Annotated in this window: 14 protein-coding genes and 2 pseudogenes; 8 read left to right on the top strand and 8 right to left on the bottom strand. The window is 70.8% G+C overall.

Translation table 11 applies throughout. The features are described from left to right. Positions 1-113: 113 nt before the first annotated feature. Positions 114-854 (top strand): response regulator transcription factor, encoded by a 741-nt coding sequence (locus tag ACLVWQ_RS11010; protein WP_414108154.1) that lies wholly within the window; start codon positions 114-116, stop codon positions 852-854. After that, on the top strand, positions 851-2317 hold the full coding sequence (locus ACLVWQ_RS11005) for an ATP-binding protein (protein ID WP_414108152.1): 1467 nt from the start codon (positions 851-853) through the stop codon (positions 2315-2317). The genes ACLVWQ_RS11010 and ACLVWQ_RS11005 overlap by 4 nt, the downstream gene beginning before the upstream one ends. Positions 2318-2338: 21 nt before the next feature. On the opposite strand, the gene ACLVWQ_RS11000 is transcribed toward ACLVWQ_RS11005, so the two are convergent. The 3 genes from ACLVWQ_RS11000 to ACLVWQ_RS10990 are packed head-to-tail and all read right to left on the bottom strand — an operon-like array spanning position 2339 to position 3575. After that, on the bottom strand, positions 2339-2554 hold the full coding sequence (locus ACLVWQ_RS11000; RefSeq protein WP_414108150.1) for a DUF397 domain-containing protein: 216 nt from the start codon (positions 2552-2554) through the stop codon (positions 2339-2341). Further along, entirely contained in the window at positions 2551-2754 is a 204-nt protein-coding gene (locus tag ACLVWQ_RS10995; RefSeq protein ID WP_414108148.1) for a DUF397 domain-containing protein, read from the bottom strand. The genes ACLVWQ_RS11000 and ACLVWQ_RS10995 overlap by 4 nt, the downstream gene beginning before the upstream one ends. Next, entirely contained in the window at positions 2751-3575 is an 825-nt protein-coding gene (locus tag ACLVWQ_RS10990; RefSeq protein ID WP_414108147.1) for a helix-turn-helix domain-containing protein, read from the bottom strand. The genes ACLVWQ_RS10995 and ACLVWQ_RS10990 overlap by 4 nt, the downstream gene beginning before the upstream one ends. 138 nt (positions 3576-3713) lie before the next feature. On the opposite strand from ACLVWQ_RS10990, the gene ACLVWQ_RS10985 reads away from it, so the two are divergent. The 4 genes and pseudogenes from ACLVWQ_RS10985 (at position 3714) to ACLVWQ_RS10970 (ending at position 7133) form a co-directional block, all read left to right on the top strand. Further along, positions 3714-3917, top strand: coding sequence for a hypothetical protein (locus tag ACLVWQ_RS10985; protein WP_414108146.1), 204 nt, complete (start codon positions 3714-3716; stop codon positions 3915-3917). Further along, a pseudogene (locus ACLVWQ_RS10980) lies at positions 3914-4183 on the top strand (hypothetical protein); the annotation flags it as partial. The gene ACLVWQ_RS10985 and the pseudogene ACLVWQ_RS10980, both read left to right, overlap by 4 nt. Before the next feature lie 205 nt (positions 4184-4388). Further along, positions 4389-5345, top strand: a pseudogene (locus tag ACLVWQ_RS10975) (pectinesterase family protein); the annotation flags it as partial. A gap of 183 nt (positions 5346-5528) precedes the next feature. Further along, positions 5529-7133, top strand: a complete 1605-nt coding sequence (locus ACLVWQ_RS10970; RefSeq protein WP_414108145.1) for a DUF4157 domain-containing protein — start codon at positions 5529-5531, stop codon at positions 7131-7133. A gap of 50 nt (positions 7134-7183) precedes the next feature. On the opposite strand, the gene ACLVWQ_RS10965 is transcribed toward ACLVWQ_RS10970, so the two are convergent. Then, entirely contained in the window at positions 7184-8014 is an 831-nt protein-coding gene (locus ACLVWQ_RS10965) for an SDR family NAD(P)-dependent oxidoreductase (protein WP_414108144.1), read from the bottom strand. Between the two features lie 208 nt (positions 8015-8222). Between ACLVWQ_RS10965 and ACLVWQ_RS10960 the strand changes: the two genes are divergently transcribed. Further along, entirely contained in the window at positions 8223-9170 is a 948-nt protein-coding gene (locus ACLVWQ_RS10960; RefSeq protein WP_414108143.1) for a helix-turn-helix transcriptional regulator, read from the top strand. Positions 9171-9247: 77 nt separating this feature from the next. Here the strand turns inward: ACLVWQ_RS10960 and ACLVWQ_RS10955 are convergent, their stop codons facing one another. Beyond that, positions 9248-11080, bottom strand: coding sequence for a bifunctional metallophosphatase/5'-nucleotidase (locus ACLVWQ_RS10955; RefSeq protein WP_414108141.1), 1833 nt, complete (start codon positions 11078-11080; stop codon positions 9248-9250). Positions 11081-11281: 201 nt separating this feature from the next. On the opposite strand from ACLVWQ_RS10955, the gene mshD reads away from it, so the two are divergent. Continuing rightward, positions 11282-12247, top strand: a complete 966-nt coding sequence (mshD, locus tag ACLVWQ_RS10950) for a mycothiol synthase (RefSeq protein ID WP_414108140.1) — start codon at positions 11282-11284, stop codon at positions 12245-12247. Between the two features lie 461 nt (positions 12248-12708). On the opposite strand, the gene ACLVWQ_RS10945 is transcribed toward mshD, so the two are convergent. The 3 genes from ACLVWQ_RS10945 to ACLVWQ_RS10935 are packed head-to-tail and all read right to left on the bottom strand — an operon-like array spanning position 12709 to position 15790. Continuing rightward, positions 12709-13344, bottom strand: coding sequence for an ABC transporter (locus ACLVWQ_RS10945; protein ID WP_414108139.1), 636 nt, complete (start codon positions 13342-13344; stop codon positions 12709-12711). A 5-nt stretch (positions 13345-13349) separates the two neighbouring features. Then, the gene (locus ACLVWQ_RS10940; protein ID WP_414108138.1) at positions 13350-14918 is read right to left on the bottom strand and encodes an ABC transporter permease; all 1569 of its coding nucleotides are present in this window, start codon (positions 14916-14918) and stop codon (positions 13350-13352) included. Next, positions 14915-15790 carry an ABC transporter ATP-binding protein gene (locus tag ACLVWQ_RS10935; RefSeq protein WP_414108137.1) on the bottom strand — a complete coding sequence of 292 codons (876 nt, stop codon included), beginning with the start codon at positions 15788-15790 and terminating at the stop codon, positions 14915-14917. The genes ACLVWQ_RS10940 and ACLVWQ_RS10935 overlap by 4 nt, the downstream gene beginning before the upstream one ends. Between the last annotated feature and the right edge of the window lie 20 nt (positions 15791-15810).

The following is a 15810-nucleotide window of genomic DNA, read 5'->3' as shown; positions in this document are numbered from 1 at the left end:
TTCCCGGGCCCCTCCCGGCTTCCGGGCCCGGCGGCGCTACGAGAACGACCCGGAAACGTGCGAGGCTGAAAGCGCCCCGCCCACGTCCCACCGCACCCGAGGAACTGACCGCGATGAGCCCCGCCAGCCCCGCCGAAGGCGACCGTGAACCGCAGCGCATCCTGATCGTCGACGACGAGCCGGCCGTGCGCGAAGCACTCCAGCGCAGTCTCGCCTTCGAGGGGTACGACACCGAGGTGGCCGTCGACGGCGCGGACGCCCTGGACAAGTCCGTCGCGTACCAGCCGGACCTGGTCGTCCTCGACATCCAGATGCCGCGGATGGACGGCCTGACCGCCGCCCGCCGGATGCGCGGCGCGGGCACGACGACACCCATCCTGATGCTCACCGCCCGTGACACGGTCGGCGACCGGGTCACCGGGCTCGACGCGGGCGCCGACGACTACCTGGTCAAGCCGTTCGAGCTGGACGAACTGTTCGCCCGGGTACGGGCACTGCTGCGGCGCAGCTCGTACGCCGCCGCGGCGGTCGGTGTCCCGGCGGACAACGCGCTCACCTTCGGCGACCTGCGCATGGACCTCGCGACCCGGGAGGTCACGCGGGCCGGGCGGGCCGTCGAGCTGACGCGTACCGAGTTCACGCTGCTGGAGATGTTCCTGGCCCATCCGCGCCAGGTCCTCACCCGGGAGCAGATCCTCAAGGCGGTCTGGGGCTTCGACTTCGAGCCGAGCTCCAACTCGCTGGACGTGTACGTGATGTACCTGCGCCGCAAGACGGAGGCGGGCGGCGAGCCGCGCCTCGTCCACACGGTGCGGGGTGTGGGGTACGTGCTCCGGTCGGGCGGGGCGGAGTGAAGGGCGTCGTACGCCGTTTCACCGCGCTGCCGATCCGGGCGCGGCTGTCCCTGCTGGTGGCCGCGGCGGTGGCGTTCGCGGTGGCGGCGGTCTCGGTGACGTGCTGGTTCATCGTGCAGGGCAAACTGATCGAGCAGCTGGACAACGACCTCCAGAAGACGCTGGCGATGAGGGGCATCGAGGCCCAGGCCCAGGACGCGGTCTCGAACTGCTCGCAGTCGCCGACTCCGCTGAACGGCGACAACGACACCGGCCCGCCGCGCACCGCCTACTTCGAGCTGGTCATGGAGAACGGGACGGCCTGCGTCCTGCCGTTCTCCATGGGCACGGTCGAGGCCACCCAGGGCGACAAGGACGTGATCGGGGAGGAGAGTCCCCCGCGGAGCGTCTTCCGCAACGGCACCGACTCGGACGACACCGACGTACGCGTCATGGTCGTGACGGGGCTGACCGTCACCGGCCCCAGCACGCAGGCCTCGTCCAAGGCCGGTCTGCTCGTCGCCCTCCCGCTGAAGAACACCCAGGACACCCTCAACGACCTCGCGCTCATCCTGCTCCTCGTCTCCGGCATCGGGGTGCTCGGCGCCGGGGCCGCCGGGCTGGCGGTGGCCCGCGCGGGCCTGCGTCCGGTCGACAAGCTCACCGAGGCGGTCGAGCACGTGGCCCGCACCGAGGACCTCTCCGTGCGGATCCCCGTGGAGGAGGAGAGCGAGGACGAGATCGCCCGCCTCTCCCGTTCCTTCAACTCGATGACGGCGTCGCTGGCCAGCTCCCGCGAGTTGCAGCAGCAGCTGATCGCCGACGCGGGCCACGAGCTGCGTACCCCGCTCACGTCGCTGCGTACGAACATCGAGCTGCTCACCCGCAGCGAGGAGACGGGCCGGCCCATCCCCCCGGCGGACCGCAAGGCGCTGCTCGCCTCGGTGACGGCGCAGATGACCGAACTGGCCGCGCTGATCGGCGATCTGCAGACCCTGTCGCGGTCGGACACGGGGACCCCGGCCGACCGGGTGCCGGTGGTGGCGTTGCAGGACACCGTGGAGTCGGCCCTGCGGCGGGCCCGGCTGCGCGGCCCGGAGCTGACGATCACGGCGGACGTGCACCCCTGGTTCGTACGGGCGGAGCCGACCGCGCTGGAGCGGGCGATCGTGAACATCCTCGACAACGCGGTGAAGTTCAGCCCCGAGGGCGGCGCGATCGACGTCGTGCTCAAGCAGGGCGAGCTGACCGTACGGGACCACGGCCCGGGTATCCCCGCCGACGAACTCCCGCACGTCTTCGACCGCTTCTGGCGCTCCCCGAACGCACGGGCGCTCCCCGGTTCCGGCCTCGGCCTGTCCATCGTGGCCCGCACGGTCCAGGAGTCGGGCGGCGAGGTGACGCTGGGCCCGGCGGAGGGCGGCGGCACGGTCGCGACGATCCGACTGCCGGGGGCCCCTACCCCGCCGCCCGCGCTGGACTAGAGATGCCGCTCTCGGCTCGCTTCACGCGAGGGCGCGCACACCCACGGACCGCTTGACGCCGCCCACGAACACGGCCCAGGAGGCCCCCGAGAAGACCAGGGGCCGGGCGGCCGGGGTCTTGCTGTCGCGAACGGGGACGAGGTCGGGGTAACTGTCGGCGACCTCGACGCAGTTGTTGTCCCCGCCGTCGCTGTGGCTCGACTTGCGCCAGGCCGCACCGCTCAGGTCAGGAGTCACGCCTTTTCCTCCACTCCGCTCACGAACAACGCCCACGAAGACGCGCCGAACACGACCGCCGGGCCGTCGGGGACCTTGCTGTCACGCACCGGCACGAGGCCCGGGTAACCGTCGGCCACCTCAACGCAGTTGTTCGCTCCCCCATCGCTGTGGCTCGACTTGCGCCAGGCAGCGGTGCTGAGGTCAGGGGTGTGCTTCATGACCTGTGTTCCTCCAGTACGCCCCTGATGAACATCAGCGAGTCCGACGGGGGCAGCGCCAAGTCTCGGAACCGATCGTAGGACAAGCGGTGGCGCAGGACATCCTCCAAGTCGTCGATCAACTCGCCGTCCCCGTTGCCCTCCTTGTAGGCAACAGCGCTTCCGTCCTTCTGCCACAACAGGGTCAGTGATCCATCCATGAGGTGATGTACTCCGGTATCGAAGGGGAGCACCTGCAGGACAACGTTCGGCCACATGGCCACGGCCTCAAGGTGAAGCAGTTGGTCGTCCCAGGTCTTCGCGGTGGCCGCAGAACGCCGAAACGCGTACTCGTCAATGATGAAGCGGACGTTGCACGCCGGGTCCCGTCGTAATAGAAGCTGCCGCCCCATACGTGCAGCCACCTGTTCCTCTACTTCCTCGGTGTTGCTCGCTGTTGCCTGGGCACCAGACAACAGCTCGCGGGCAAACTCCTCGGTCTGCACCAGTCCAGGCACTCCCGGTGTGAAGAGGTGCATCACCCGCGCAGTCGCCTCCAGCGCCATGAACTCCTTGTACTTGTCCTTGAACGCGTCGTGCCGCGCCACCTTCCAGAGCTGGACCAGCAGGTCGCCGGACTCGTAGTAGCGGTCCAGGTTCTCCATGACCGTCATCTTGGACAGTCGCTTTCCCGCTTCCAGGCGGCTCAGATAGCTCTTGTCGTACGCCGTCTCCTGGGCCAGTTGCCCCAGCGACTTTCCGGCCGTCTCCCTCAGAAACCGGAGAGTCCGCCCCAGCCCCGCGAGTCCCGAACCCGCTCCCCCGTCAACAAGTTCCCCCATGTCACCCCTCACCGTTGTCAGGGCGCCCAGACAACGCCCAGCCTCTTCCGCAGCGTAGATCCGGTCGGTGACGATTGCGACACGAACGGTGACAACCGCTCGTCAAGCACCCCTCTCTCACCCGAAGGAGCACCCGTCATGGGTGAACTCGTCACGTGGTTCTGCGAGTTACTGCTGCGCGTCCTGCTGCCCGCCCGGGGGCGGCACCGAGCCGCGCCCGCCGTACCCACCCCAACCGTCACACCGATGTGCCGCTGCCAACTCGCTCTCCAAGCAGGCGGCTTCGAGTGGGACACGCCTCTCGTGCGCCCCTACCTCCGTGACCTGGAGGTGTCCGCATGATGGGGGCGCTGCGTCTGCTGCCGTGGACGACCCCTGAGGGCAAGCCCTGTTACCTGAGCACCGACAGCGACCGGAGCCGGCTCTCCCTGCTCGCCGACGATCTGGAGGCGGCGCAACTGGACTCCGGTGAACAGGTCCTCCTGGGAGCCAGAGCCGTGCTCGACGACGCCGAGGCGGGTGAGTACGCCGTGCGGTTCGCGCTCACCAGGGCGACCGAATGCCTGGGAGACGCAATCCGCGTCGCGGTCAGCCGGGGCGCGCGCATCGGGACCGGCAACCTTTCCCCCGCGAGCGGCGACCCCCAACCGACCACCGCACCCCCACCCCCCACACGAACGGAAGCCGCCCGTGACTGTGAACCGCAGCAAGGCCCACCCCCGTAGGCGGAGAACCGCCGTGGCCTTCGCCGTACCGCTGGCCCTGGTCGCCTCCACCGCGGCCACGGCAGGCACCGCGACCGCCGCGAGCAGCGCCGTCACCGACCTCACCGTCGCCGAGGACGGCAGCGCCATGTTCGCCAGTGTCCAGGCCGCCGTGGACGCCGTGCCGGCGAACAACCCCTCGCGGGTCGTGATCTCCCTCGCGCCGGGCACGTACCGCGAGCTGGTCAAGGTCCCGTCGAACAAGCCGCATGTGACCATCCGGGGCACCGGCGGCAGCCGTAAGGACACCGTCATCGTCTACAACAACGCGGCCGGTACGGCGAAGCCCGGCGGCGGCACGTACGGGACCAGCGGCAGCGCCACCGTCGCCGTGGAGGCCGACGACTTCCAGGCCCGTAACCTCACGATCTCCAACGACTTCGACGAGGCCGCCAACCAGGGCCTGAGCGGTCACCAGGCGGTTGCCCTGCGCACCGCCGCCGACCAGGTCTTCCTCGACAGCATCATCACCGAGGGCGACCAGGACACCCTGCTCCTCGACACCGCCGCCAAGGAGAAGCTCGGCCGTGTCTACATGAGCAACTCCTACGTCGTCGGCAACGTCGACTTCATCTTCGGCCGCGCGTCCGCCGTGATCGACAAGTCCGTGATCACCCTGAAGAAGCGCTGGGACGGCTCCTCGGCGGGCTACATCGTCGCCCCCAGCACGGCGGCCGACCGCAAGGGCTTCCTCATCAACCGCTCGGCCGTGAACGGTGACGTGTCCGCCGGGACCTTCTACCTCGGGCGCAACTGGCACGCGGGCGGCGACGCGACCCTCGACCCACAGGCCACGGTTCGCGACACCACGCTGAGCGCCGCGATCAGGTCGACCCCGTGGATCGACATGGGTGGCTTCTCCTGGAAGGACGACCGTTTCGCGGAGTACAAGAACACCGGCCCCGGGTCGGGCGCCGCGAGCAGCGACCGTCCGCAGCTGACCGACGCCCAGGCCACCGGCCAGGAGGTCGCGGACTGGCTGGCCGGTTGGACCCCCACCGCCTGAGGCCGAGCCGAACGCGACGGGGGAAGCGATCACCGCACGGCAGGGAGCGGCCTGGCAGGAGCCGACACTCCGGGCGCCCGGAGGAATAGGCGACTCTCACCGATGCGAACGCAATCCGAGAACCTGCATCGTTGCGCCAGAAATGACACAGGCGAAACGTCTGTGTGAGGAGGCGAACAACGTATGCGCAAGCGGCGCGAAGCCGGTCGGGGCCGGGCTCCTGATCAGTCGGAACGACCTGCGATCACCGACCGTACGCACATCGGCCAGGGGGCCCTCTCGGCGGGCAGAGCCCTGACGCCCATGCAGGCGCTGGCACTTCAGGGGACGGCAGGCAACGCGGCTGTCGTCCAGCGGATCGCCCAGGACAAGAAGCAGGACAAGAAGCAGGAGAAGAACCAGGACCAGCAGGGCCGGCACGGCGCGGGATGCGGTCAGGGGTGTGGGCACACACCGTCGGTGCAGCGCTCGTCCGTCACGAATGTCATCAGCACGCCCGGCACCCGCTTCGACGGCCCGATGCGCAAGGAGGCGGAGTCGGTCTACGGCGTGGACCTGTCGCACCTGCGGGTGCACACCGACGCGTCGGCCCGTCAGTCCGCCCAGGAAGTCGGGGCCGAGGCGTACACCTCGGGCACTCACATGGTGTTCGACGGCGCCATGACGCGGTCAAAGGTGCTGCACGAGGTGGCGCACACCTTCCAACAGGCGGCCGGGCCCGTCTCGGGCCACGACAACGGGAACGGGCTGAGCGTATCGGACCCGCACTCACCCGAGGAGCGGCAGGCCGCCGCCATGGAGAACGCCGGCGCGCCTTCGGCCGGGCTCCAGCGGCTGATCTCGTCAAGTGCCGCACCCGCCGAGGCTTCGGCAGGCGCGGCGCCGGTCCAGCGAGTCTTCGGTCTGTCCAGCCGACGGTCGGAGCGGCGCCACACCCAGCAGGACAGCGACCGTATCGAGGCCGGGCGGAGGCCGCGCACGCACGGGAGCACCCGCGCCGGTACGTCGAGCAGCAGACGCGATCGAGATGACCCGATGACCCAGGCGCGGCGTGCCCCACTGCCGACACGCGGACCGCAGGGCGAGCAGCTGTGGAACGGCGTCCGGAACGAACTCACCTGGCTGCCGGGGGTCGAGGACGCGGTCCTGGCGAGTACGTACAGCGAGTACAGCTCAAGCGCACAGGCCAACCGCTACGCATGTCAGAAATGCCAGAAAATGGTATTCAGCAAGAGGGTCGCCAAAAAGGCGAAGAAGGACAACTGGTACGAGATCGACCACAAAGAGGGCATCCTCGCCTACGTGCACCGCAGTGTGGATCCCATCGACGACTGGCCGGTGCCGGTCGCGGACAACGTCTACCGCCTGGCCACGGGGATCAGGCTGACGGACGCCAGGGCGGCGGCGAACCACACGACCAATCTCCGTGTCCTGTGCAAGGGGTGCAACGGTGGCTCGCGGGCGGCCAACAGCGAAAGCCGTCACATGGACCGGAATCCGACACAGTGGGTCGGCGAACCCTACGCACTGGATGACGGACGCAGGTCGGCGTCACCCGAGAGGGGGTACGCGGACCCCGCGCCGATGGGTAATGCCTACGTCTCCGGCGGCGTGAACATCGTCAACGCCGGACCCGGCGGCCCGTCGGGGTACGGCGGGTACAGCGGATACAGCGGGGGCGGCGGCCCGTCGGGGTACGGCGGATACGACGGCGGATACGACGGCGGGCAGCCCTCGAACGACCCGGGGTACGACGTCGTCGACGTGGAGCCCCGGCGCCGCTACTGACGCCGCCGCGAGCACGGCCGCCCGGTGTCATGTCCCGCGAGCCACGGAAGTCAGTGGGTCCGGTAGCGGGACGCGAGCTGGGGACTCTGGCCCTCGAACGCGGCGAGGTCCGCTTCGAACACGGTCGTGAGGAGGCCGTAGTCCTCGACGCCGGGGGCGCTGACGACCTCGCCCAGTTCGATACCGGCCAGGGCGGCGGCCACGACGTCCTCCGGGGACATACGGGGGACGGCCGACAGGTCGATGCCCTGGACCTCGTGGAACTCGGTGGCCACGAGTCCGGGGCAGACGACGTGCGCGTTCACGCCCGTCCCCGCCAGTTCCGCGTGGAGGGTCTGCGACATGGCGACCGCGTGGGCCAGCGTTCCGGCGTAGACCGCGCGGCCCGCCTGCTGGGTGGCGGGTCCCGAGAAGGCCAGCATTCCGGCGATGTTCACGACCGTCCCCGTACCGCGCTCGATCATGCCGGGCAGGGCCGCGCGGGTCAGCATCGTCGGCGCGGTCACCTTGACGTTGACCAGTTCGCGCGCCTTCACCGCGGGCAGCTGGGCCAACGGCATGTAGTGCGCGACACCGGCGTTGTTGACGAGCGTCGTCAGCGGCCGGTCCGCGCACAGCCCGGCCACGGTGTCGATGCCCGCGTCGGTCGACAGGTCGGCGGACACGACCTCCACATCGGTGGCGGGGAGGGAGGCCGCCAGCTCTTCGAGCCGTTCGCGCCTCCGTGCGACGAGGATCAGGCCGTAACCGTCCTTGGCCAGCCGCTCCGCGAACGCCTTGCCGATCCCCGACGACGCTCCGGTGACCAGCGCGAGAGGAGAGGGGGAGGGAGAAGGGGAGGGAGAAGGGGAGTGTGAGGGTGAGGGGGACGTGGGGGTCATCGGAGGCACTCCGATGCGGGGGTCCGGGGGCGCAGCCCCCAGAAGGGACGGGGCGGGAAGGGTAGGGGCAGGGGCGGCGGGGCGAGGAAACCCTGAACCCACGATCCGGCCGATCACCCGCCCCCGCCAGGGCTCCCGTCAGACAGGGGAGCGACAGGGCCCCCTCTGGCACCCCTCCGCACCGATCTTCACGGCCTACCGTGGAGCCATGGCCACGAGCGACGAGCCGAACCCGCCGAACCTGCTGGGCGCGTTCCTGCGTGCCCGCCGCGACCTCGTCTCCCCCGAGGAGGCGGGCATCCCCGTCGTGGGCGTACGGCGGGCGCCGGGGCTGCGCCGCGAGGAGGTCGCGATGCTGGCCGGGATCAGCGCCGACTACTACCTGCGGCTGGAGCGCGGCCGGGACCGCAGGCCGTCGACGCAGGTCCTCGAATCCCTCGCCCGCGTCCTGCGCCTCGACGACGTCTCCCACGCGTATCTGCTCAGCCTCGCCGCGGACAGGCCTCGCCGTCGGCGCCGGCTGCGCAAGGAGACCGTCCCGGCCGGCACGGCCGCCCTGGTGGCGATGCTGCCGCTGCCCGCGTTCATCGAGGGCCGCTATCTCGACGTACTCGCCGTCAATCCGCTGGCCACGGCCCTCTCGCCGCGTCTGGTCACCGGTGCCAACCGGCTGCGGGACATGTTCCTCGACCCCGGCGAACAGGATCTGTTCCACCCCGACGCGGAGGCGTTCGCGGCCGGCCTCGTCGCCAGCTTCCGGGAGGCGGTGGGCACCGACATCGACGATCCGCGGTACATCGAACTCGTCGGCGAGCTGTCCCTGGCCAGCCCGCTCTTCCGGCAGCTGTGGGCCCGGCACGACGTACGGCCCCGGCGCGGCGCGGTCGCCGTGCCCTTCAACCACCCGCAGGTCGGCGAGCTCCGACTGAACCGGGAGAAGCTCCTCGTCACCGGCACCGAGGGCGTCATGCTCGTCGTCTACCACCCCGACCCCGGCACCGCCGACGCCGACAAACTGGCGCTCCTCGGCTCGGCGGCACACACCCCCGTGGTCCCGCCCGCACATGGCTCGGCCCCCACGCCACCAGAACGGAATCTGGAGCATGGGGGCCGACTGCCGCACCGCCCGCCGGACGACGACGGGTCGTCCGGCTAGACGGTCGTCGAGCCGGACGGTCGCCGAGCCGGACGGTCGCCGAGCCGGACGGTCACGCGGTTCCAGGCGTCACGCGGTTACTGGACGATCGTGATCCGGTCCGCCGCGGGCGGCGCGAGCGGGGCCGACGCCGACGAATTGGCCAGCAGGTACTTCTCCAGGGCCGCGAGGTCGTCGTCGCCCACCAGGTCGCCCGTGCCCTGACCCAGGGTGGTGAAGCCGTCTCCGCCGCCCGCGAGGAAGCTGTTCGTCGCGACACGGTAGGTGGCGGCCGGGTCGATCGCGGCGCCGTTCAGCTCGACCGAGTCGGTGACGACACGGTCGGCGCCGCTCTTCGTCAGATCCAGCGTGTACGTGAGGCCCGACGAGATCTGCAGCACCTTCGGCGAGGCCGCGTTCACACCGCTGACCTGCTCCTTGAGCACCTGTACGACCTGGGCGCCGGTGAAGTCCTGGAGGTTCACGGTGTTGGCGAACGGCTGCACGGTGAAGCCCTCCGCGTACGTCACCACGCCGTCGCCCTCCGCGCCCGAGGCCGCGTAGGTGAGGGGCGCCCGGATACCGCCCGGGTTCATCAGCGCGAGGTCGGTCTCCGGGTCCAGCTCCTTGCCGTACGCGAGCTGCGCGTCCGCGATCAGGTCGCCGATCGGCGACTCGGTGCCCGCGCTGGAGATGTCGGCGGAGATGTACCCGATCGGCTTGTCGCCGATCGGCGCCGCGAGGGTGTTCCACTTGGCGATCAGCTCGGTCATGTCCGGGGCCTTCGGCACCTCGCGCGTCACCACGTGGTTCGCGGCGGCGACGGCGGTCCGGGCGATGTCACCGGTCCGGCGGTCGTACGTCAGCGTCGTGTCGGTGTAGAGCCGCCCGAAGGACGCCGCCGAGGTGACCGTGCGGGGCTTGCCCGACGGGTCGTCGATCGTGCACGCGTACGCCGCGTGGGTGTGGCCGGTGACCAGCGCGTCGACCTTCGGCGTGACGTTCTTGGCGATGTCCACGATGGGGCCGGAGATGCCGTCGCCGCCACCGGGTGAGTCACAGTCGTAGTTGTACGCCGACGAGGCCGGGAGCCCGCCCTCGTGGATCAGCGCGACGACCGACTTGACGCCCTGCTTCTCCAGCTCCTTGGCGTACTTGTTGATCGTCTCGACCTCGTCCTTGAACTTGAGGCCCTTCACGCCCTCGGCGGAGACGACACCCGGGGTGTCCTCCAGGGTCACCCCGATGAAGCCGACCTTGACGCCGTTCTTCTTCCACACCCAGTAGGGCTTGAGGATCGGCTTCTTGGTCTTCTCGTCGAGGACGTTCGCCGCCAGGTACGGGAAGTCGGCGCCCTCGAACTTCTCGCCCGCCACGTAACAGCCGTCCGTGGGGTGGCAGCCGCCGTTCTGCAGGCGGCCCAGTTCCTTGGCGCCCTCGTCGAACTCGTGGTTGCCGACGCTCGTCACATCGAGGTCGAGCTTGTTCAGCGCCTCGATGGTGGGCTCGTCGTGGAACAGCCCCGAGATGAGCGGGGAGGCGCCGACCATGTCGCCGCCCGCCGCGGTGACGGAGTACTTGTTGCCCTCGCGGGCCTGGCGCAGATGCGTCGCCAGGTACTCGACGCCGCCCGCGTCGATCGTCTTGGTGCTGCCGTCCTCCTGGATCTCGGTGACCCGGCCTGAGGAGCCGGCCGGCGGCTCCAGGTTGCCGTGCAGATCGTTGAAGGAGAGCAGCTGGACGTCCTGGTAACGGCCCTGCTGGTGCTGGTGGCCGGGCTGCCGGCCGGAGTTCTTCGTCGACTCGCCCGACGCACCCACGGCCGGCGGCACCGCCGCGACCAGGACACCGACGGTGGCGACGCCCGCGGCCGCCGCGAGGAGGCGGGTGGTGCGGCGTCTGCGGCGGTACGGCTGAGGTGTGGCTGACATGTGCCCCCCTGTGGGTCGGCTGATACGTGGGCCTCGTCCCGGCGCAGCCTAGAGTCAACGCGCGTAGCGCGACAGGGGGTTCGGGGTTACGGGCTGGTTGCCGTCAGGGGTACTTCGGCATGAAACGGACACACCGTGCCGTGGCAGGCATTGCGTGAGCGCCGCGCCCTCGTACTCCGTGGCCGCCGTACCCTCGTAACCATGACCAGCGACGACACCGCACCGGCTGCCCGCAGGCTCTCGGCCTCGCTCGGCAAGGGCGGTAACCCCACGGCCCGTTCCATCGACGTCCTCACCGCGCTGAGCCCCGAGCGGACCGAGTCCGTGCTCGCGCTCCTCGCCGCGGCCGCCCTGGCCGACGGACAGCAGGCGGTGTCCGAGCAGGGCCGGCTGCGGTTGCGCGGGGAGGCGCGGGACGGGATCCGGCATCTCCTGCTGAGCGCCGAGGGCCGGCTCGTGGGGTACGCGCAGCTGGAGGACACCGACCCGGTCGAGGCGCCGGCCGCCGAGCTGGTCGTCCACCCGGAGCACCGCGGGCACGGGCACGGGCGGGCGCTGGGCACCGCGCTCCTTGCCGAGTCCGGCAAGCGGCTGCGGGTGTGGGCGCACGGGGGGCATCCGGCCGCGCGGCATCTCGCGCAGGTGCTCGGGCTGACGCTCTTCCGCGAACTGCGGCAGATGCGGCGGTCCTTGGCGGACCTCGGCCTGCCCGAGCCGAGGCTGCCCGACGGTGTCTCCGTACGGACCTTCGTGCCCGGTCAGGACGACGCGGCGTGGCTCGCCGCCAACGCCGCGGCCTTCGCTCACCATCCCGAGCAGGGGTCGCTCTCCCAGCGGGACCTCGACGACCGGAAGGGGGAGCCGTGGTTCGATCCGGCCGGGTTCTTCCTCGCCTTCCGGGGCGGGGAGCTGGTCGGGTTCCACTGGACGAAGGTGCATGCGGCGGAGGGGCTCGGCGAGGTGTATGTCGTCGGGGTGCGGCCCGATGCGCAGGGGGGTGGGCTGGGGAAGGCCCTCACCACGGTTGGCCTTCGGCATTTGGCGGGGGTGGGGGTGCCGGATGCGATGTTGTATGTCGATGCGGACAATCTGGCGGCGGTTGCTGTTTATGAGCGGCTGGGGTTCGTCACGTACGAGACGGATCTGATGTATCGGACGGAGTCCTGAAGGGCCCTGCGGGGCTTGGGCCGGGATTCGACTGCGGGTGCGTCGTGGCTGGTCGCGCAGTTCCCCGCGCCCCTGGAGGAACGGGGCTGAGGCCGCTGGGAAGGTGCGGGCCGTGACGGCTGAGCGCGCCGTTCCCCGCGCCCCTAAAAGCAACAAGACACTGCGCCATTTCCCCCCGCGCCCCTGGAAGAGCGGGGCTGAAGCCGCTGGGAAAGTGCGGGCCGTGAGAGCTGAGCGCGCCGTTCCCCGCGCCCCTAAAAGCACAAGACGCTGCGCCGTTCCCCCCGCGCCCCTGGAAGAGCGAGGCTGAAGCCGCTGGGAAAGTGCGGGCCGTGACGGCTGAGCGCGCCGTTCCCCGCGCCCCTAAAAGCACAAGACGCTGCGCCGTTTCCCCCGCGCCCCCAGAAAGCCAAGACACTGCGTCGTTCCCCGCGCCCCTGAAAAGCCAAGCCCCGTGGTCCTTAGTGGCTGAGGATGCGTGGTCTTGTTCGTGGGGGTTCCATGCAGGCTCTTGCTCCCAGGGGGGTTGCTGCCAGTAGTAGCCAGGTCCAGCGGGTGTGGGTGGCGGGCCAGCGGGGGTCTGTGGGGGTTACCAGCAGGTCCCAGTCGTGGGGGAGCAGGAGGAACGTGATCGCCGTTGTGACGAGCAGGGCGGTCGATATCGCTGCTCCCGGCTCCGTGACGTGGACGCGGCGGATCGCCAGGGCCGCCGCGGTAAGGGCCAGGACCGCTGTGGTGGCCGCCTCCAGGGTGAGGGCGCCGGCCGGCGGACGTACCGAGGACGGGACCAGGAGCAGCGCCGCCGTCCAGCAGAGCGCGGCCCCCGGGGCCACGAGCGCCACGCGCAGGGCGACACGCAGCGGGCGGCGGGTCGGTACCGACGAGGTGATGTGCCGGGCCGGGTCGTCCAGCAGGAACGCCAGGCCGAGGGCGAAGACGAGCGCTGCGGCCCGCAGGGAGTAGAGAGCGAGCAAGGGATCGGGCGGCCCTGACTGCATCCGCGGGATGCCGGCCAGCAGCAGCCCCACGGCGGCGGCGCCCACGAGCGCCCGCCTGGGCAGCGCCCGCCACACGGGTGGGAGCAGGGCGCGCGTCATGACCGTCACTCCTCGTCCTCGTTGTCGCACGAGTCACCGTCCTCGCCGCCGGAGGCGTCCGAGGCCGTCTTCGTCTTGGCCGCTGCCGGTACGCCCAGCAGTTCCGCCACTCGCTCGATCGACGTCCTGGGCGAGGTCAGCTCGGCCCACTTCGCCTCCACCTTGCCGGCCACGTCGTAGCGCGGCTTGCGGAGCAACTCCGCCACGATCCGGGTCTGTTCGGCGTTCATGCTGAAGGTCTCCGTGGGCGACAGGACGATGGCGGGGCCCGAGTCGCTGTCGTCGAGGCGGACGTCACGGAGTGAGCCCATCGGGTCGGACGCCCCGCGCAGTGCCATCCACATGATCGGCACCACCCGGGCGTCGCATATCCGGCTGGCCGCCTTCTCGTCGCCCACCACCAGCACCGACGCGACGGCGACGGCGAACTCGGGGACGCGGTTGCCGCCCCACTCCGTGCCGACGGACACATGGCCGGGCTCGGCGGACGGGGCGATCAGGGTGTCGGACTCCAGCCCGTTGCGGGCGTCGAGTCGCTGGTCCACGGTCAGCCGCTCGGTATCGGCTCTGCCGCCCGCGAGCTTCTGGACGCGGTCGACCACGGCGGCCCAGTCCTCGGTGCGGTTCGTCCACTCGGGGAAGGCGCAGTAGGAGGACCTGCCGTGCTCGACGCACGAGCGGACCTTCTCCGGGCTGGCCGACCCCAGTTCGCGGGCGGCCAGCGCCGCGGCCGGGGTGCCGCCGGCCTGGCCGACCCCGCCCACCAGGGTGAGGGCGAGCGATCCCGCGACGGCGGCCTTGGCGAGCGTCGTACGTCCGCCGCTGACCAGTACCGCCAGAGCGGCCACGAACAGGATGAGCCCGATGAGATACAGGGCGTGCCAGGCGGCGGGGCGGCCCAGCATGCCGGAGGGGAACGGGGTGGATCCGGGCTCGATGACGACGGGGCCCAGCCAGCTCGTCCAGTCGGCGGGGGACGAGGCCGTCACGAAGATCTGCCCGAAGAAGAAGAGGAGGACGAGGGCGAGCGGCGCCGCGAAGAAGGAGCGGAACACCCGGGCGAGCAGGACACCGACCGTGCCGAACAGCAGGACCGTCAGCGGCCCGACGGCCAGTTCCGCGGGTGAACCGGTGCCGACCGCGCCCGGCCTGAACGCCGCCCAGCCGAACTGGACGGCGACGCACACCGCCGTGAACAGCGCCACCGGGACGACGGACAGCACATGGGCCGCCGTACGCCGCCAGGGTTCGACGACCAGGACGTCGAAGTGGCGGTCCGTGCCCCGCCGCCTGGAGCGCAGGACGGCGCGGTTGACGCCCATCATGACGACGAGTCCGACCAGCAGCGGCATGAGCTGCGTGTCCCGGTCGACGTCCTGGAGCACCGGGAAGTCGCCCTGGCGCGTGATCTCGTACCCGACCCAGACGACGTACAGGACCGCCACGCCGAGGACGGAGCCGATCATGCGCAGTTCGCGTGCCTCGAAGCGGGCGAGGGCGAACACCGCCGCCCAGGGGCGTGGCGCGTGCGATGGACCGGCGGTCCGGGTGGGAGCCTCCAGGGCGGTGCTCATGCGGCCACCTCCGAGGAGTCCTGGTCGAGGGTGAGCAAGTAGCCGTCCTCCAGGGTCGGTTCGAGCAGGTCGGCGCCCTCGGGGGGTTCGCCGACGTTGCGGAAGGAGCCCGTTCCGGTGCGCCAGCCGGCCCAGGCGCCCGGGTCTCGTTCGGTGCTGCTCCACACCCGGCCCGCCGCGCACGCGGTCAGCTCGGCCGGGGTGCCCTCGAAGCGGACGCGGCCGGCGATCATGACGATCACGCGGTGGCAGAGCATCGCGACGTCCTCGGTCTGGTGGGTGGAGAGCAGAACGGTCCGCCCCTCCCCCGCCTTGGCGATCAGCTCCCTGAAGCGCATGCGCTGTTCGGGGTCGAGCCCGACGGTCGGCTCGTCGAGGACCAGGAAGCCGGGGTCGCCGATGAGGGCGGCGGCCAGCGCGACCCGCTGGCGCATCCCGCCGGAGAGCTTCTTGATGCGCTTGCTCCGGACGTCGGACAGCGCGACGGCGTCCAGGACGCGCCGCACCTCGCGGTGCCGGGCGGCGCGGTCCGTCAGCTCCTTGAGGATCGCCACGTAGTCGACGAACTCGAAGGCCGAGAAGTCCGGGTGGAAACCGGGTGTCTGCGGCAGATAGCCCAGCACACGCCGCACCTCCTGCCGCCCTGCCGTCGTGCCCGGGTCGTGGCCGAGCACCGTGAACGCCCCCTTGTCCGGCGGCACGGCGGTGGCCAGGACCCGCAGCAGGCTGGTCTTTCCCGCCCCGTTGGGACCGAGCAGTCCGGTGACGCCCTCGCCGAGCCGCACCGACACGTCGTCGAGAGCGGCCGTTCCGCCGTAGCGGAGGGTGAGCCCGGAGGCGGACACCGTCGGTGCCGAAGGAAGGTCGGACATACGTGGCTCCAGTGAAGTGG

The sequence above is a fragment of the Streptomyces sp. CWNU-52B genome, from assembly GCF_047444975.1.
Taxonomy (GTDB): domain Bacteria; phylum Actinomycetota; class Actinomycetes; order Streptomycetales; family Streptomycetaceae; genus Streptomyces.
Note: the sequence above shows the minus strand (reverse complement) of the source record. Positions and strands in the feature narration are given on the sequence as shown.